This window comes from Phyllobacterium sp. MT110, from assembly GCF_058792715.1.
In genome coordinates, this window is sequence record NZ_JBXAFE010000002.1 from 111,723 (window position 1) to 128,212 (window position 16,490).

Genomic DNA, 16,490 nt, shown 5'->3' on the forward strand with positions numbered 1-16,490 from the left:
CTCTAAAACTTCGTGACCACGCTGATGCCGGTTCCCTCGAACCGGTCCATCGCCATCAGGGCCGCCGGCGCTTCATCGAGGGCGATCCGCTTGCCGATCAGCTTTTGCGGGGCCAGCTTTCCCTGCTCCAGCATGTCCATCAGCGCCTTGTAGCGAAAGGCCTGCATGCCATGGCTGCCAAGGATTTCCAGCTCATAGGCGATGACCTTGTCCATCGGGATCGGCGCGCGGGCGTGATCGCCCAGCATCAGGCCGACTTGCACGTGGCGGCCGCGGCGGCGCAGATTGGCGATGGAATTGAAACAGGTCGAGGGATGGCCAAGCGCATCGATGGAGACGTGGGCCCCGCCCCTGGTGATCTCCTTGACGGCCCCGACGATATCCCGCTGCTGCGACCCGTTCACCGTGGCGACGGCGCCCAGTTCCCGGGCGAAGGCAAGCTTTTCCGCAGTCAGGTCGACCGCGATCACATTGGCGCCCATGGCCGTCGCGATCATGATCGCCGACAGGCCGACACCGCCGCAACCGTGGACAGCCACCCATTCGCCGGGCTTCACCCTGGCCTGATCGACCACCGCCCGGAATGAGGTCACGAACCGGCAGCCGAGGCTTGCCGCCGTGGCGAAATCCAGCGTATCGGGCAGGCTGACCAGATTCGTATCGGCAAAATCCACCGCGACATATTCGGCAAAGGAACCCCAGGCGGTGAAGCCGGGCTGGAACTGATGTTCGCACACCTGATGATTGCCGGAGTTGCACTCGAAACAATGGCCGCATCCGCCGACAAACGGTACGGTGACCCGGTCGCCGATCTTCCACTGGGTGACATGGCTGCCGAGAGCCTGAACCGTTCCGGCAAGTTCGTGGCCGGGCACGTGCGGCAACTGGATATCGGGGTCGTGACCCATCCAGCCGTGCCAGTCACTGCGGCACAGTCCCGTTGCTTCGACCTTGATGACAACGCCCGTCGAGGCCGGGACCGGATCGGCCACCGTATGGATTGACGGGGCTTGGCCGAATTGCTCGAAGACGACTGCTTTCATGACATGGCTTCCATTCGAATCAGGTCGAGGCACGCACCTCGTTGCCATATTGCGACTTTCGCGCGAATCTGGCCATCATAAAGCCCGGATTCCCGCTGCAAATTTGCGGGAATTGCCTCTCGTTTGGTGGACAGTGGTCATGAAATCAAGAACCCTGATGCGTCTTGCACTAACGGCGCTCCTGTCTTTTTCCGCAGCGACGACCGTTTTTGCCGAGGATGGTCCGGCCAAACAGCTCTTCGGCGCGGTCAGGCTGCCGACACTCGGCACCGCGCAATCGACGGGATTTTACGCCAAGGGCTGCCTTGCCGGCGGTGTGGCGCTGCCGGTCAACGGCCCGACCTGGCAGGTCATGCGCCTGTCGCGCAACCGCAATTGGGGGCATCCCCGCATGATCGCCCTGCTGGAGCGGCTGTCGCATGACGCCGCCGCCAAGGACGGCTGGCCGGGTCTGCTGGTCGGCGACATCTCGCAGCCGCGCGGCGGCCCCATGCTGACAGGCCACGCCTCGCATCAGGTCGGTCTCGATGCGGATATCTGGCTCACACCCATGCCCAATTACCGCTTCACCAACGACCAGCGCGAAAAGGTGGAAGCGAGGTCCATGCTGAAGGGCGACACGCTCTATGTCGACCCGGACAGATGGACGCCCGCCCATGCGGCGCTTTTGAAACGGGCCGCGAGCTATGACGAGGTGGAACGCATCTTCGTTCATCCGGGCATCAAGAAAAAACTCTGCGAGACCGTGCAGGGCGATCGCAGTTGGATGGCCAAGATCCGCCCCTATTGGGGACACTTCTATCACTTCCATGTCCGCATCAAATGTCAGCCCGGCTCGCCCAACTGCAAGCCGCAGGAGCCGATCGGCACATCCGACGGTTGTGACAAATCGCTGGCCTGGTGGTTCACCGACGAGCCATGGCGCAAGGCACCCGAACCGGAGAAGCCGGTCAAGCCCAAGATCATGATGCTGTCGGACCTGCCGAAGGCCTGCGCGCAGATCCTGGATGCGCCGGGTCCGCAATCGGTCGATCAGGTCACCTATGGGCTTGGGGCAAAGGCCGCGGCGGGCAGCGATGTCCCGGCGGTCGTGCCGGACCAGCCATCGGCCGTGCCCTTGCCCAAGCAGCGGATCAAGACGAAATAGGCGTCCGGACCGCCTCCGGCCGGCATGCGGGCCTGGCGGCGATAGTGGCAAGGCAGCACCGGTTCAGGTCTTTTTTGTCTGCGGTCTTTTCAGGCGGGCGCGAATTGAGTATAGGGTTTCAATCGATTTAAGACCAGGACCAGAGCAGTTCTTGATGCAGCAGCCTTTTCGCCTCGCGCTGATCGCCCATGACCAGAAAAAGGATGACATGGTGGCTTTCGCGCGCGCCTATGAGAGCCTGCTCGCGCCCTGCACCATCGTCGCCACCGGAACCACCGGCAGACTGATCATGGAGTCCTGCCCGTCGCTGCAGATCACGCGGGTCAAAAGCGGCCCGCTCGGCGGCGACCAGCAGATCGGTGCACTCATTGCCGAAGGCCTGATCGATGGTCTGATTTTCTTTGTCGACCCGCTGTCGCCCATGCCGCACGACGTGGACGTGAAGGCGCTGATGCGGCTCGGCATCGTCTATGACATTCCTATGGCCTTGAACCGGGCAACCGCCGAGGTTCTTGTACAAAAGAAGGGTTTGCTGCGCGCCGATTGACGGTTAAGCATGACGCAGCACGATTGAGATTGGGGACGGAATTTATGGTTACTTCTGCAGACACCGATTGCATCATGAAATTTCCAATCCTGGTTGGAGATATCGGTGGCACCAATGCGCGTTTCGCCATTCTTGTCGATGCCTATGCGGAACCGAAAGAGTTCCCCATCATCCAGACGGCTGATTTCGAGACCATCGACGAGGCCATCCAGAACGCCATCCTCGACCATACATCGATCCAGCCGCGCTCCGCGGTCCTGGCCATTGCCGGGCCGGTGGAGGGCGACGAGATCGACCTGACCAACTGTGCCTGGGTGGTCAAGCCGCGCCAGATGATGGAAACGCTAGGCCTTTCCGACATCACCGTGCTCAACGATTTCGAGGCGCAGGCGCTGGCCGTCGTCTCGCTGGAACCCAAGCATCTGGAAAAACTCGGCGGCGGCGCCGGAGACCCGCATGGCAGCCGTGCGGTCCTCGGACCCGGCACCGGCCTTGGCGTTGCCGGCATGGTGCGCTCGCGCAACAGCTGGGTTCCCGTACCGGGTGAAGGCGGCCATGTGGACATCGGCCCGCGCACGGCGCGCGATCTCGAGCTCTTCCCGCACATCGAACACATCGAGGGGCGCATTTCCGGCGAACAGCTGTTGTGCGGCCGCGGCCTGCAGAACATTTACCGCGCGATCTGCAAGGTTGCCGGAACGCCGGCCACGCTGCAGAGCCCTGCCGACATCACCGCGGCCGGCCTTTCCGGCGAATCCGCCGAGGCAAAGGAAACCCTGTCGCTGTTCGTCACCTATCTCGGCCGTCTTGCCGGTGACTTTGCGCTGACCTTCATGGCGCGCGGCGGTGTCTATCTCGCTGGCGGCATCGTCCAGAAAATCGTGGAGCCGCTGAAACACCCGTCTTTCCGTGAAGCCTTCGAAGACAAGGCACCGCATCGCCAGATCCTGACCGAGACGCCGGTCTATATCATCACGCATCCGCTTGCGGCACTCAGCGGGCTGTCCGCCTTCTCGCGCACGCCGACCCGCTTCGGCGTGGCAACCGAGGGCCGCCGCTGGCGCAAGGATTAGACTTTTCGCGGAGACAGAAGGGCAACACCCGCCCTGTCCGTTCACGACGATGGCCAAAACCGATAGGCAAGGCGGATCAATAAGGTTATAGGGTCAGCTTGAAGAAGGGCGCGACCACTCGAAACCGTTGCCTGAACGCTTGATACGAACGAGTTGCCGTCCGTCATGAATGATCAGACCAAGAAGAAGAAAATCGATCCGAACGAAGCGCGCCGTGTCATCGGGCGTGTTTTGAGCGAAAATCTTCGGGACCACAGATCATCCTATGCCATCGCCCTTGCCGCGATGCTGGCCGTTGCACTCACCACGGCGTTCGTGGCCTATATCTTCAAGGACGTGATCAACAAGATCTACTACGAGCGGCGCGAGGATCTGATCCTCCCGATCAGCTTCGGCATTCTGGCTGCCTTCGTCATCCGTGGTGTTGCGACCTACACCCAGTCGGTCGTCATGGCGAAGATCGGCAACAATATCATCGCGCGCTACCAGCATCGCATTTTCGATCACCTGATGAAGCTCGGCCTCGATTTCTATCACGATACGCGATCGGCCCAGCTTGCCGCGCGGATCAACCAGAACGTCGCCGGGGTTCGCGAGCTCATGGACATCACCGTGACGACGGTCGGCAAGGACATTCCAACGCTGATTGCCCTGGTGAGCACCATGGTCATCCTCGATCCGCTCCTGTCGCTGTTTGCGCTGCTGATCGGACCGCCGGTGATTTTGACCGTGCGCTATCTGGCCAGGCGGCTGCGCAGCATCCATCGTGAATCAGTGCAGGTGAATTCGCATCTCCTCGGCGCCATGCAGGAGGCGACACAGGGCATCGCCATCGTGAAGGCATTCACGATGGAAGACCAGTTGCGCAACAAGATCAGCCACCTGATCACCCGCGCCGAAGAGCGGGCGAACAAGATTGCGCGCGTTTCCGAGCGCACGACGCCGATTACCGAGCTGATTGCCGGCATCGCCATCGGATCGATGATCATCTACACCGGCTACCGCGCCGTCATCAACATGGAGCCGCCCGGTGCCATGTTCGGTTTCATGACCGCCGTGCTATTGGCCTACGATCCGGTCCGGCGCCTGGCGCGGGTTCAGGTAGGCTTGGAGCGATCCCTGGTCAATGCGCGCATGTTCTTCGAGATTCTCGATGTGGAGCCGCGTCAGGCGGACAGTATCGGTGCTGTGCCCATTACCGTCCCGACAGGCGAAGTCCAGTTCGACAATGTGCGCTTCAGCTACGGCAACGACGTGCCCGTGCTGCATGGCATCAGCTTTACCGCCGAAGCCGGCAAGACCACGGCCATCATCGGCGCGTCCGGGGCGGGCAAATCGACCCTGATCGGCCTCATCCAGCGCTTCTACGATATCGACAGCGGCCGCATTCTCATCGACGGGCAGGACATTGCCTATGTCAGCAAGAAATCCCTGCGCCAGTCGATCGCCTATGTCTCGCAGCAGCCCTACCTGTTCGAGGGCACCATTGCCGACAACATCCGCTATGGGCGTCCCGATGCCACCGACGAAGAGGTGATCGAGGCGGCAAAACTGGCCAATGCCGACGAGTTCATCCGCCTGCAGCCGCAGAGCTACGGCACCGAGGTCGGCGAGAACGGCGCGACCCTTTCCGGCGGCCAGCGCCAGCGTCTTTCCATTGCCCGCGCCCTTGTCCGCAACGCGTCCATTCTCCTGCTCGACGAGGCCACCTCGGCCCTCGACAATGAATCGGAGAAGCGCGTGCAGCAGGCGCTGGAACACGTGATGCAGGGCCGCACGACCATCGTCATCGCCCATCGCCTGTCGACCATCGTCAATGCCGACCATATCGTCGTCATGGAAGCGGGACGCATCGTCGAGGAAGGCGTGCACGAAACCCTGCTCGGGGTGCCGAACGGCATCTATGCACGCTTCTATCAGTTGCAGGGCAAGGAAGAGTCGACCATCATCGACGACAGTGACATGCAGCCAGCACCAGTGACAGGAACAGCCGAATGAGCGGGACATCGGAAATGAAGCTTGCAGTTGTCGGCGCCGGCGGCCGCATGGGCCAGACGCTGATCCGCGCAATCCAGGCCATCGACGGGGCCGTGCTTGCCGGTGCGATCGAGCGCCCTGGTTCACCGCATATCGGCCTCGATGCGGGCGAACTCGCCGGGGTCGGCCATCTCGGCATCCCCGTCACCGACGACGCGCTGTCGGTCTTCGTCGGCGTTGAAGGCGTGCTTGATTTCACCGCTCCGGCCGCGACGGTCGCCTTTGCCGAACTCGCCGCCCAGGCGCGCATCGTCCACGTGATCGGCACAACCGGCTGTTCGCCGGAGGACGATGCCAAGATCCGTGCGGCGGCGCGGCATGCGGCCGTGATCAAATCGGGCAATATGAGCCTCGGCGTCAATCTCCTCGGCGTGCTGGTCAAGCAGGCCGCCAGGGCGCTGGGCGCGGATGATTTCGACATCGAGATTCTGGAAATGCACCACAAGCACAAGGTCGATGCCCCGTCCGGCACGGCATTGCTTTTGGGCGAGGCAGCCGTCGCAGGCCGCAATGTTTCGCTGGCCGATCACAGCGTGCGCGTGCGGGACGGGCATACCGGACCGCGCGAAGACGGCACGATCGGCTTTGCCTCGCTGCGCGGCGGTTCCGTCGTCGGCGATCATTCGGTCATCCTGGCCGGACCGGGCGAGCGCATCACCCTGTCCCACTACGCGGAAGACCGCACGATTTTTGCCCGCGGCGCCGTCAAGGCGGCGCTTTGGGGCAAGGGCCGCAAGCCGGGCCTCTATTCCATGCTCGACGTGCTTGGCCTCAACACCTGACTTTTCCCGTTCAACAGGAGTATTGCAATGTCCGGAACCCTCGTCCTTGTCCGTCATGGCCAGAGCGAATGGAATTTGAAGAATCTGTTTACCGGCTGGCGCGATCCGGGCCTGACCGAGCTTGGCCACAGCGAAGCCAAGGCCGCAGGTCAGCGGCTGAAGGCGAAGGGCCTGCATTTCGACATCGCCTACACATCCGTCCTGTCGCGCGCCCAGGTGACCCTGCAGCACATCCTTGACGAAGTTGGCCAGCCGGCGCTCGAGACGATCCGCGACCAGGCGCTGAACGAACGCGACTATGGCGACCTTTCCGGCCTCAACAAGGACGATGCGCGCGCCAAGTGGGGCGAGGACCAGGTGCATATCTGGCGCCGCTCCTACGACGTGCCGCCGCCCGGCGGCGAGAGCCTGCGCGATACGGGCGCCCGTGTCTGGCCCTACTACCTGCACGACGTGCAGCCGCATGTGCTGCGCGGCGAGACCGTTTTGGTGGCCGCGCACGGCAATTCGCTGCGCGCCCTCATCATGGCGCTGGAAGGCTTGACCAGCGAAGAGATCATTGCGCAGGAGCTGGCGACGGGCGTTCCGATCATCTACACGCTCAACGCTGATTCGACGGTTGCATCCAAGGAAATCCTGACCGCCTGATCGGCCGCTGTTTCCCTGTGATTCGCATGAACCCGCGCCGGAACACCGGTGCGGGTTTGTTGTTTGTGCTGGTCTTTTCACCCTCATTTGCCGGTCTTTGCCGCAACAAGTGCAACGGAATGAGAATAGGTCGATAAATACCCGACAAATGGATTGACAGAGTTCCGCCCGCCCCTTACATGAGACCCCGCTGCCCAGATGGCGGAATTGGTAGACGCGCACGGTTCAGGTCCGTGTGCCGCAAGGCGTGGAGGTTCGAGTCCTCTTCTGGGCACCATTCCCATTCTTCCGACGTATACCAACGTCCATGGATGATCAGAAAAGCCCCGGTTTTCCGGGGTTTTTTCTTGTCTATCGTTCACCCGCGTTCATGATGCTTCGGCAACCGCCCTCATCCGCATCACCAAAAGGCCACACATGGCCCCGATAGACGCGGTCTGACAGTGTGAATGGAACCGAAGGGGATAAACATGGCAGTCCGTCGCAACCTATTGAAAGCGGCCGTCGCTATCGGATTCACCGGAATGATCGGCAGAGGCGCAACCATGGCATTTGCCGCCGACAACAGCTGGCGCATGCCCGACGAGGGCGATCCGCACAGGGCGACGTGGATGGCGTTTGGCCCCAGTGAAGACGTATGGGGCAAGAAACTCCAGCGCGGCGCGCAGAACAACCTTGCGACGATCGCCAAGGCCATCTCCGCGCACGAACCGGTCAACATGCTTGTGCGGGCGGAAGACCGGGAGACGGCCGAGCGCCTGTGCGGCGATGCGGTGACATTGTTCGTGCACGAAATCGACGATCTGTGGATGCGCGACACCGGACCGGTATTCGTCAAGAACAGCGCCGGCCAGCTGGCCGGGGTTGACTTCAACTTCAACGGCTGGGGCAACAAGCAGGAACACGGCGGCGACGCGGAAGTTGCGGAATTTGTCACCGGCAAGACGAAGGTGGAGACACTGCGCACCAAACTGGTGCTGGAGGGCGGCGGCATCGAAGTCGATGGCAAGGGCACGGCAATCATCACCGAGAGCTGCGTTTTGAACAAGAACCGCAATCCCGGCGTGGGCAGGGAACAGTGTGAGGAGGAGCTGGGACGCCTTCTCGGGCTGAAGAAGATCATCTGGCTGCCGGGTATCAAAGGCAAGGACATCACCGATGGCCATACGGATTTTTATGCCCGCTTCGTCAGCCCGGGTGTCGTCGTTGCCGGCCTCGACACTGATCCGACGTCCTATGATCACGCGGTGACCAAGCGGCACCTTGAACTGCTCAAGGAAGCGACCGACAGCTCGGGGCAGAAATTGCAGGTGGTCGTCATTCCCGGTCCCGGCAGCGTGCGGCCGCAGTTCGAGAACAAGGAATTTGCAGCGGGCTATATCAACTTCTACCTGTGCAACGGCGCTGTCATCGCTCCTGAATTCGGCGATGCGAAGGCTGACCGCTTCTGCCGTGACGCGTTGCGGGATATCCTGCCGGGACGCCAGATCGTGCAGCTCAATATCGATGCGATCGCCGCCGGCGGTGGCGGCATCCACTGCACGACCCAGCAGCAGCCTGCGTGACGGCATTCCGGCGCCCGCAGGCGCACGCTGTATTCCCTGTAAATCTGTTTTCGCAAGATCGCCGGCATGCGGTACACTGGGCTCAAAGGTTTCAGCGGAGTATCAACGCATGATCCGGCTTGTCATCATTCTCGCACTGCTCATTCTCGTCCTGTTCCTGATCTACAGCATCGTCAACAGCATCCGCACCAAGCACATCGACTGGACCGGCATCGGCGTCACGCTCGCCTTGATCATGCTTGCCCTCTATCTGCGCGGCGTGACGGGTATCGGCGGCGTCGGTTTCTGAAAATCGGGTGCTTTGTGGTCACCTTGACACATTGCAACCTCTCGTCCGGCGAATTAATATATCAGTCCACTCAGGAGACTTTTATGGACACGCTTACATCCCCACGCCATCTGCGCCTGCACACCTCCGACAATGTGGTGGTGGCGGTGGATGCCTTTCAGGCCGGACAGCACGTGGAGGACGTGACCGTCAAAGACCGCGTGCCGCGCGGCCATAAACTTGCATCAAAGCCCATTGCGCTGGGGGAACCTGTGCGCAAATTCGGCCAGATCATCGGCTCGGCGTCGAAACCCATTGCCCCGGGCGAATGGGTGCACGAACACAATCTCGATTTCAGCAGCTTTGCCCGCCAGCCGGACAGCAGCCACGAAACCCATGCGGGCGGCATTCTGCCGGTTGAGCAGCAGGCGACATTCCAGGGTTTCCGCCGGGCCAATGGCCGCGCGGGCACCCGCAACTACATTGGCGTTCTGACCTCGGTCAACTGTTCGGCATCGGTCGCCCGCTTCATCGCTGAAGCGGTGCAGCGCTCAGGAATCCTCGATGACTACCCGATGATCGACGGCATCATTCCGCTGGTGCATGGCGGCGGCTGTGCACTCGACGTCAAGGGCGAAGGCTATGAGGTGCTCAAGCGCACCCAGTGGGGCTATGCCACCAACCCGAACATTGCCGCCGTGCTGATGGTCGGCCTTGGCTGCGAAGGGTTTCAGATCGGCCGCTGGAAGGAAGCCTACAACATCGTCGAAAGCGATACGTTCCGCAGCCTGACCATTCAGGAAGTGGGCGGTACGCGCAAGACCATGGAGGCAGGCATTGCCGCCGTGCGCGACATGCTGCCGACTGCGGCCAATGTGAAGCGCGAGACCATCCCGGCATCGGAACTGATGTTGGCGCTGCAGTGCGGCGGGTCGGACGGCTATTCCGGCATCACCGCCAATCCGGCGCTGGGCGCGGCGGTCGACCTTCTGGTCAAGCAGGGTGGCACCGCCATCCTGTCGGAAACGCCGGAGATTTACGGGGCCGAGCATCTTTTGATCGAACGCGCGTCCAACTCGGAAGCGGTGACGCGGCTGCAATCCATCATTGCCTGGTGGGAGGATTACACCGCCCGCAACAGGATGGAGATGAACAACAATCCCTCCCCCGGCAACAAGGCGGGCGGATTGACCACCATTCTGGAAAAATCGCTGGGTGCGGTCGCCAAGTCGGGCACCACGCCGCTGGAGGCGGTCTATGGCTACGCCGAACCGGTGACGGCGCGCGGCCTCGTGTTCATGGACACACCCGGCTACGATCCCGTCTCCGCCACGGGGCAGGTGGCGGGCGGCGCCAACATCCTCTGCTTCACCACCGGGCGCGGTTCGGCCTATGGCTGCAAGCCGACGCCGTCGATCAAGCTTGCCACCAACACCCCGATGTATACCCAGATGATCGAGGACATGGACATCAATTGCGGCGATGTGCTCGACGGCGTGTCGATCGAGGACAAGGGCCGCGAAATCTTCGAGCAGGTGCTGCGGGTGGCCTCGGGCGAGCGCAGCAAGTCCGAACTTCTTGGCTATGGCGATGCGGAATTCGTGCCCTGGCAGATCGGCGCGACGATGTAATCCGGGCTTTGATAACAGCAAAAACGGGAGCCGATGGCTCCCGTTTTCATATCCGGAGCATGATCTGGATCAGGCGGCCGATTGGTGCTGCTTGGCCCGGGCGACGATCTGGGTCGGATTGACGAAGCGCAGCGCGATGAGCAGCCAGACCAGCGTCGTCACCATGTAGACCACCGCCATGGCATCGATCGACTGCACGGCGCGCACGCCGGACGCGAAGACCGAATAGTACAGCGCAACGACCAGCGTCTGGCTTGTCGGGCCCGCCGTGAGGAAGGTCAGCTCGAACATCGCCACCGTGCGCACGAGAACCAGCAGCAGCGAGGCGAGAATACCCGGCAGCAGCATCGGCATGAGCACGTGCAGGAACAGACGGAACGTGCCGGCGCCGAAGACGCGGGCCGCCGCCTCCACCTTGGGATCGATCTGCTCGATGAACGGAATCATCACCAGGATGACGAAGGGAACCGTCGGCACCAGATTGGCCAGAACCACGCCCCAGAACGTACCGCCGACCCCCGCCTGATAGAGAACCGTGGCCAGCGGAATGCCGAAGGTGATCGGCGGCACCAGCAGCGGCAGCAGGAACAGCAGCATGATGAGCTTCTTGCCCGGAAATTCGCGCCGCGCCAGCGCATAGGCCGCCGTGACCCCGAGCAGGCCGGAGAGGGCGACCACCGTGAAGACGATCTGGAACGTGACGATCAGGACGTCGCTGAGCTGGAATTCGGCCCAGGCGGTAAAATACCATTTCGTCGTCCAGCCGGCCGGCAGCCAAGTGCCGAGCCAGCGGGTTCCGAAGGAGGAGATGATCACGGTTGCGATCATCGCCAAGAGGTTGACGATGAAGAAGCCGACCACCACCCAGACGGCGGTGATCCAAAGCTTTGCGCCAATGGTTGTATCGCGGATCATGGTCAGCCCTTTCCGCCGGCGGTCGAGCCGCGATAGAAGAGATTGCGAATGGCAAGGATCGCCACGACGATGGTGAGCTGTACGGTTGCCATGATCATGGCGATGGCCGAGGCCATGGAATAATCATACTGCTCGAAGGCCGCCTGATAGGCGGCGATGGAGATGACGCGGGTCGGACCCGCCGGAGCGCCGAGCAGCACCGCCGACGGGAACACCGCAAAGGCCTGTACGAAGGACAGGCAGAACGCGATGGCCAATCCCGGTATCAGCAGCGGCAGCAGGACAAAACGGAAGCGCTGCCAGCTCTTTGCGCCATGCGTCGCCGCCGCCTGTTCCAGCGCCGGATCGATGCCGGTGACGTAGGACAGGGTCAGGAGAAAGGTGAAGGGAAAGCCGGTGATGATCAGCGAGGAAAACACACCCCAGTAATTGTTGGTGAGCTTCAAGGGCCGGTCGATCATCCCGAACAGCATCAGCGTCCGGCTGAACCAGCCCTGCGGCCCGAGATAGTTCAAAAGCCCTTCGGCAACGAGCACCGTGCCAAGCGTCACGGGAAGAACCAGAATGGTCGTCAGCAGCCGCTGGCGGGTCATCAGGCGCACGCGGAAGGCAATGGGCAGCGCCAGGGCGATGCTGATGACCGTCACGGGAACGGCGAGCCAGAGCGTGGTCAGGATGGTATCGTAGAGGAAGGGATCGGAGAAGAACTTCTGGTAGTTGGCAAACATCCCGCCTTCCTTCGGCGTGAAGGACAGGACCAGCCCGTAAATGAACGGATAGACAAACACGGCCAGCAGGAACAGCACGGCCGGGAGAACGAGGATCGTCACGCCGTCAATGCCGCGCAGGGCGAGGCGCTGGCGCAGCGACAACCGGTTATAGACGGGGGGAGCGGAGACAGCCATGCCGGGCCTCACGCGGCGAAGGCCAGCGCACGCGCCGGATCGATTGCGAGCCAGATGGAACTGCCGAGCGCCGCCGTCTGCGGCGCGTGGAACACCAGTTCCAGCCCTTCGGCGGTGCGGGCCGTACCGACGAATTCGCGGCCGCGGTATTCGATGGTCTCGACCACGGCTTCCACCGTGTGTTCCGAGCGCTGGCCTGCTTCCACATCGTCGGCGCGGGCAGCGACGACAGCCGCGTCGCCGATTTTCAGACTGTCGCGCGCGGTGCCGCTGAGCGTGGCTTTGCCCACGGAAACGCTGACGCGCGCGCCGTCGACAGAGACAACCTTTCCGGTCAGCCGGTTGCGGTAGCCCATGAACTCGGCGACATCGAGATGATCCGGCCGTTCATAGAGATCGCTCGGCGCCCCCACCTGCCGGATTTCGCCATCGCGCAGGACAACGATACGGTCGGCCAGCGACAGAGCCTCGTCCTGATCGTGGGTGACGTAGATCGTCGTTGCCCCGAGCTGGTTGTGGATGCGGCGGATTTCGGCACGCATCTCCAGCCGCAGCTTGGCATCGAGATTGGACAGGGGCTCATCCATCAGCACCAGCGGCGGCTCGATGACAATGGCGCGGGCGATAGCCACGCGCTGCTGCTGGCCGCCGGAGAGCTGGCCCGGCAGTTTATGTCCCTGACCCTGCAGGCGCACCAGATTGAGCGCTTCCTCGACCCGCTTGTCGGCTTCTGCCTTGGCGACACTGCGCATCTTCAGGCCGAAGCCGATGTTCTGGCGCACCGTCATGTGCGGAAACAGCGCATAGTTCTGGAACACCATGCCGAAACCGCGATCCTCGGGCTTCAGCGTGTCGATGCGCTTGTCATCGATGAATATGCCGCCGCCCGTCGTGGCGAGCAGGCCGGCGATGCAATTGAGCGCGGTGGATTTGCCGCAGCCGGAGGGGCCGAGCAAAGCGATGAATTCGCCCTTGCGGATGGAAAGCGACACGTCCTTCAACGCATTGTGCGAACCGAATGCGCGGCTCATGCGGTCAAGACGGATTTCCTGGAATGGCGATGACGCCAGCAGCATTGGATACCTCATAATTGCGCGCCATCCGGGTTCCCCCGGATGGCGCTATTGTATGGATCGATCAGGACTTCTTGCCGGCGACTTCTTCGTCCCAGCGGCGGAAGGCGACAACCATGGCGGCGGGATCGAGCGGAACCTCGATCGGGTTGTTGGCAATCCAGTCGGCATATTCCTTGCGGCCGAATTCGGCCAAGGCATCCTGGCTTTCCTTCGGCGCCATGGAAAGCGGCACATCCTTGACTGCGGGACCCGGGTAGAAATAACCCTGATCGTAGGTATAGGCCTGCTGTTCCGGCGTGAGCAGGAAGCTCATGAGGTCGAGCAGTACGGCGAGCTTTTCCTCGGCAATGCCCTTCGGCACGCACATGTAATGCGCATCGGCAACCCAATGGAAACCCTTCAGCGGTGCGACGGCAGCTTCCTTCGGCACCACGCCGAGCACGCGCGGATTGATATCCCAGCCGGTGGTGGAGACCGTCATGTCACGCGTGCCTTCGCCGAGCTCCTTCATCAGCGCGCCGGTGCCGGTCGGGTAATACTCGATATATTTGTGCAGTTCCTTCAGATAGGCCCAGGTCTTGTCCCAGCCCTTGACCGGATCGTGCGGATTGCTGTCACCGAGCAGATAGGGCAGCCCCATCAGGAAAGTCCGCCCCGGACCGGAATTGGCCGGACGGGCATAGAGGAACTTGTTCGGATTTTCCTTGGCCCAGGCCAGAAGCTCCTCGACGGTCGTCGGGACCTTCTTCACCCGGTCCGGCATGTATTCAAGCAGCGGCCCGGAGGGATAATAGGTCACGACGACGCCGTGATCCTTGCCCAGCGCCAGCATGCGGTGCGCCGGCTCCTGATAGATGGCCTTCAGATCGGGCAGCGATGCGGAATGATCCGGCAGCAGCTTGACCCACAGATCCTGCTCCAGTCCGGCGGACAAGGCGTCGGTTCCGGTCAGCACCAGATCGATATCGAGCCGGTTGGCCGCCTGCTGCGCCTTCAGCTTCCCCGGAAGTTCCGGCGCAGGCGCCTTGGTGAAGGTGATCTTGGAAACGAGGTTGGGCTTGGCAGCAGCATAGTTCTCGATGGCCTTCTGCGTCAGGGCGAGATTGCCCGCGACGTCGGCAACATTGAGCGTTACCGGGGATGTCGGCAATGCCAGTTTCCCCTGTGCAAAGAGACGTGTTGCCGGTAGCGTTGCCAGAACGGCCAAACCGCCAATGGCTTGCCTGCGCGTGATGCGGATCATTGTCTTCCTCCCAATTGTTCCCGGTTTAGCGATCGGTGGCCATCCTCCAGCCACTCATTTTGTCACTTGATATATTAATCTATCAGTTTCAGATAGCAAGCGCTTTCGCCCCGCCGCAAAACCCGGCCACCGTCCGGGCTGCGCCCTCATCCATCAATTCCGTCAAAGCCTTGCCGACGGCTTGGCAAAACGCCGTGCTTTCGGGCAGATCGCTGCCGAAAATCTGCTCCATGCCGAGATAGGCCTGCAAAAGAGCCGGTGCCGATGTCTTGCCGGCGATGCGGGCCTTGAATTCACCGGCCAGCGGGTCGCGCACATCGATCGGATTGCCCCGTTCATCGATTCCGGTGGCATAGCGCATCCAGCCGGCAACACCCAGCGCCAGCCGGTCAAAGGGGGCATTCTCCCGCAGCCGCACGCGAATGGTGTTGAGCAGCCGCTGCGGCAGCTTTTGCGACCCGTCCATGGCGATCTGCCATGTCCGGTGCCGCAGCGCCGGATTGCGGAAGCGCTCGCGCAGCTGCTTCTTGTAGGCGTCAAGGTCGAAGCCGGGCAGCCCCGGCAGCGTCGGGGTGATCTCCTCATCCATCATTTGTTCGATCAGCGCGGCAAAACCTTCTCCCGCCATGGCGTCGGATACGGTTTCATGGCCGGCGAGATAGCCGAGATAGGCCAGCGTCGAATGGCTGCCATTGAGCAGGCGCAGTTTCATCAGTTCGAACGCGTCGACATCGGCGACGAAGGTGACACCCGCCTTTTCCCAGGCCGGGCGCCCGGATGGAAAAAGATCCTCCACCACCCACTGGCTGAACGGTTCCGTCATGATCGGCCAGCGGTCGGCAAGCCCGGTATCCCGGGCGACAGCGTCGCGGTCCGCATCGGTCGTGGCGGGCACGATCCGGTCGACCATCGTCGAGGGAAAGGCCACGCTATCCCCGATGAAGGCACCGAGCTCCACATCCCGCAATGCGGCGAAGCGCGTGACCACCCGCTTCAGCGTCTGCCCATTGGCCGGAAGGTTGTCGCAGGACAGAAGCGTGAAAGGTGCGGTGCCGCTGGCGCGGCGCCGGGCCAGGGCCTCGACGATAAAGCCGATGGCCGAGCGAGGCGTTGCAGGATTGGCCAAGTCATAGACGATATCCGGATGATTTTCATCGAGCGAGGCGGAGGCGGGGGAATAGCAATAGCCCTTTTCCGTGATCGTCAGCGAGACGATCCGCACCGCCGGACTGCTCATGGCGTCCAGCAGGGCCTGCGGATTTTCCGGCGCGACCAGCACATCCCCGATGCTGCCGATCACACGATAGCTGCTGCCGCCGCCATCGCGCACGGCCACCGTATAGAGCCCGCCCTGGGGCTGCAGTGCGTCGCGCGTATCGGCGCTGCGCAGCGATGCACCCAGAATGCCCCACCGGGTATCGCCCGATGCAAGCACGCTGTCCGTATAGACGGCCTGATGGGCGCGGTGAAAGGCACCGATGCCCAGATGCACAATGCCGGTTTCAACCGCGCTGCGCTCATAGGCCGGGGTTGCAACGCCGCCGGCAAGCTGCGGCAGGCTGGCGGGTGAAAGACAGGTCTGGTCGGCGTGAGCCATTGGGCAATCTCGT

Annotated in this window: 15 protein-coding genes and 1 tRNA gene; 10 read left to right on the top strand and 6 right to left on the bottom strand. The window is 62.3% G+C overall.

Features of this window, described 5'->3' with window-relative positions:
- Nucleotides 1-2 precede the first annotated feature (2 nt).
- Entirely contained in the window at nucleotides 3-1,043 is a 1,041-nt protein-coding gene (locus AC1Q5O_RS12100) for a zinc-dependent alcohol dehydrogenase family protein (protein WP_492563292.1), read from the bottom strand.
- A gap of 157 nt (nucleotides 1,044-1,200) precedes the next feature.
- Between AC1Q5O_RS12100 and mepA the strand changes: the two genes are divergently transcribed.
- The 10 genes from mepA to AC1Q5O_RS12150 all read left to right on the top strand — a co-directional run bounded on the left by mepA (nucleotide 1,201) and on the right by AC1Q5O_RS12150 (nucleotide 10,741).
- The gene (gene mepA, locus AC1Q5O_RS12105) at nucleotides 1,201-2,190 is read left to right on the top strand and encodes a penicillin-insensitive murein endopeptidase (protein WP_403180977.1); all 990 of its coding nucleotides are present in this window, start codon (nucleotides 1,201-1,203) and stop codon (nucleotides 2,188-2,190) included.
- Nucleotides 2,191-2,344: 154 nt separating this feature from the next.
- Nucleotides 2,345-2,737 carry a methylglyoxal synthase gene (locus AC1Q5O_RS12110; RefSeq protein ID WP_492563294.1) on the top strand — a complete coding sequence of 131 codons (393 nt, stop codon included), beginning with the start codon at nucleotides 2,345-2,347 and terminating at the stop codon, nucleotides 2,735-2,737.
- A 44-nt stretch (nucleotides 2,738-2,781) separates the two neighbouring features.
- Nucleotides 2,782-3,810 (top strand): glucokinase, encoded by a 1,029-nt coding sequence (locus AC1Q5O_RS12115; RefSeq protein WP_105734066.1) that lies wholly within the window; start codon nucleotides 2,782-2,784, stop codon nucleotides 3,808-3,810.
- Between the two features lie 165 nt (nucleotides 3,811-3,975).
- Nucleotides 3,976-5,808 (top strand): ABC transporter ATP-binding protein, encoded by a 1,833-nt coding sequence (locus tag AC1Q5O_RS12120; RefSeq protein WP_492563297.1) that lies wholly within the window; start codon nucleotides 3,976-3,978, stop codon nucleotides 5,806-5,808.
- Nucleotides 5,805-6,629 carry a 4-hydroxy-tetrahydrodipicolinate reductase gene (gene dapB / locus AC1Q5O_RS12125; RefSeq protein ID WP_492563298.1) on the top strand — a complete coding sequence of 275 codons (825 nt, stop codon included), beginning with the start codon at nucleotides 5,805-5,807 and terminating at the stop codon, nucleotides 6,627-6,629. The genes AC1Q5O_RS12120 and dapB overlap by 4 nt, the downstream gene beginning before the upstream one ends.
- 27 nt (nucleotides 6,630-6,656) lie before the next feature.
- Complete coding sequence (locus AC1Q5O_RS12130) at nucleotides 6,657-7,277, top strand: 2,3-bisphosphoglycerate-dependent phosphoglycerate mutase (RefSeq protein ID WP_403179603.1); 621 nt, start codon at nucleotides 6,657-6,659, stop codon at nucleotides 7,275-7,277.
- A gap of 192 nt (nucleotides 7,278-7,469) precedes the next feature.
- A tRNA-Leu gene (locus AC1Q5O_RS12135) sits at nucleotides 7,470-7,554 on the top strand.
- A gap of 193 nt (nucleotides 7,555-7,747) precedes the next feature.
- Nucleotides 7,748-8,842, top strand: a complete 1,095-nt coding sequence (locus AC1Q5O_RS12140; protein WP_492563301.1) for an agmatine deiminase family protein — start codon at nucleotides 7,748-7,750, stop codon at nucleotides 8,840-8,842.
- A gap of 109 nt (nucleotides 8,843-8,951) precedes the next feature.
- Nucleotides 8,952-9,131: a hypothetical protein gene (locus tag AC1Q5O_RS12145; protein ID WP_288191847.1), complete on the top strand. Its 180-nt coding sequence runs from the start codon at nucleotides 8,952-8,954 to the stop codon at nucleotides 9,129-9,131.
- Nucleotides 9,132-9,214: 83 nt separating this feature from the next.
- Complete coding sequence (locus AC1Q5O_RS12150; protein WP_492563302.1) at nucleotides 9,215-10,741, top strand: UxaA family hydrolase; 1,527 nt, start codon at nucleotides 9,215-9,217, stop codon at nucleotides 10,739-10,741.
- Nucleotides 10,742-10,810: 69 nt separating this feature from the next.
- Here AC1Q5O_RS12150 and AC1Q5O_RS12155 read toward each other — a convergent pair whose 3' ends face one another.
- The 5 genes from AC1Q5O_RS12155 to AC1Q5O_RS12175 all read right to left on the bottom strand — a co-directional run bounded on the left by AC1Q5O_RS12155 (nucleotide 10,811) and on the right by AC1Q5O_RS12175 (nucleotide 16,477).
- Nucleotides 10,811-11,656, bottom strand: coding sequence for an ABC transporter permease (locus AC1Q5O_RS12155; RefSeq protein WP_492563304.1), 846 nt, complete (start codon nucleotides 11,654-11,656; stop codon nucleotides 10,811-10,813).
- A 2-nt stretch (nucleotides 11,657-11,658) separates the two neighbouring features.
- Nucleotides 11,659-12,561 carry an ABC transporter permease gene (locus AC1Q5O_RS12160; protein ID WP_346307870.1) on the bottom strand — a complete coding sequence of 301 codons (903 nt, stop codon included), beginning with the start codon at nucleotides 12,559-12,561 and terminating at the stop codon, nucleotides 11,659-11,661.
- Between the two features lie 8 nt (nucleotides 12,562-12,569).
- Entirely contained in the window at nucleotides 12,570-13,637 is a 1,068-nt protein-coding gene (locus AC1Q5O_RS12165) for an ABC transporter ATP-binding protein (protein ID WP_492563305.1), read from the bottom strand.
- Nucleotides 13,638-13,698: 61 nt separating this feature from the next.
- The gene (locus AC1Q5O_RS12170) at nucleotides 13,699-14,877 is read right to left on the bottom strand and encodes an ABC transporter substrate-binding protein (RefSeq protein ID WP_223614147.1); all 1,179 of its coding nucleotides are present in this window, start codon (nucleotides 14,875-14,877) and stop codon (nucleotides 13,699-13,701) included.
- Between the two features lie 91 nt (nucleotides 14,878-14,968).
- Nucleotides 14,969-16,477 carry a mannitol dehydrogenase family protein gene (locus tag AC1Q5O_RS12175; protein ID WP_492563307.1) on the bottom strand — a complete coding sequence of 503 codons (1,509 nt, stop codon included), beginning with the start codon at nucleotides 16,475-16,477 and terminating at the stop codon, nucleotides 14,969-14,971.
- Nucleotides 16,478-16,490 lie beyond the last annotated feature (13 nt).

Excerpts from the sequence above, each read along its gene's own strand:
- AC1Q5O_RS12100 (WP_492563292.1), bottom strand. The coding sequence starts at position 1,043 with ATGAAAGCAGTCGTCTTCGAGCAATTCGGCCAAGCCCCGTCAATCCAT.
- mepA (WP_403180977.1), top strand. The coding sequence starts at position 1,201 with ATGCGTCTTGCACTAACGGCGCTCCTGTCTTTTTCCGCAGCGACGACC.
- AC1Q5O_RS12110 (WP_492563294.1), top strand. The coding sequence starts at position 2,345 with ATGCAGCAGCCTTTTCGCCTCGCGCTGATCGCCCATGACCAGAAAAAG.
- AC1Q5O_RS12115 (WP_105734066.1), top strand. The coding sequence starts at position 2,782 with ATGGTTACTTCTGCAGACACCGATTGCATCATGAAATTTCCAATCCTG.
- AC1Q5O_RS12120 (WP_492563297.1), top strand. The coding sequence starts at position 3,976 with ATGAATGATCAGACCAAGAAGAAGAAAATCGATCCGAACGAAGCGCGC.
- dapB (WP_492563298.1), top strand. The coding sequence starts at position 5,805 with ATGAGCGGGACATCGGAAATGAAGCTTGCAGTTGTCGGCGCCGGCGGC.
- AC1Q5O_RS12130 (WP_403179603.1), top strand. The coding sequence starts at position 6,657 with ATGTCCGGAACCCTCGTCCTTGTCCGTCATGGCCAGAGCGAATGGAAT.
- AC1Q5O_RS12140 (WP_492563301.1), top strand. The coding sequence starts at position 7,748 with ATGGCAGTCCGTCGCAACCTATTGAAAGCGGCCGTCGCTATCGGATTC.
- AC1Q5O_RS12145 (WP_288191847.1), top strand. The coding sequence starts at position 8,952 with ATGATCCGGCTTGTCATCATTCTCGCACTGCTCATTCTCGTCCTGTTC.
- AC1Q5O_RS12150 (WP_492563302.1), top strand. The coding sequence starts at position 9,215 with ATGGACACGCTTACATCCCCACGCCATCTGCGCCTGCACACCTCCGAC.
- AC1Q5O_RS12155 (WP_492563304.1), bottom strand. The coding sequence starts at position 11,656 with ATGATCCGCGATACAACCATTGGCGCAAAGCTTTGGATCACCGCCGTC.
- AC1Q5O_RS12160 (WP_346307870.1), bottom strand. The coding sequence starts at position 12,561 with ATGGCTGTCTCCGCTCCCCCCGTCTATAACCGGTTGTCGCTGCGCCAG.
- AC1Q5O_RS12165 (WP_492563305.1), bottom strand. The coding sequence starts at position 13,637 with ATGCTGCTGGCGTCATCGCCATTCCAGGAAATCCGTCTTGACCGCATG.
- AC1Q5O_RS12175 (WP_492563307.1), bottom strand. The coding sequence starts at position 16,477 with ATGGCTCACGCCGACCAGACCTGTCTTTCACCCGCCAGCCTGCCGCAG.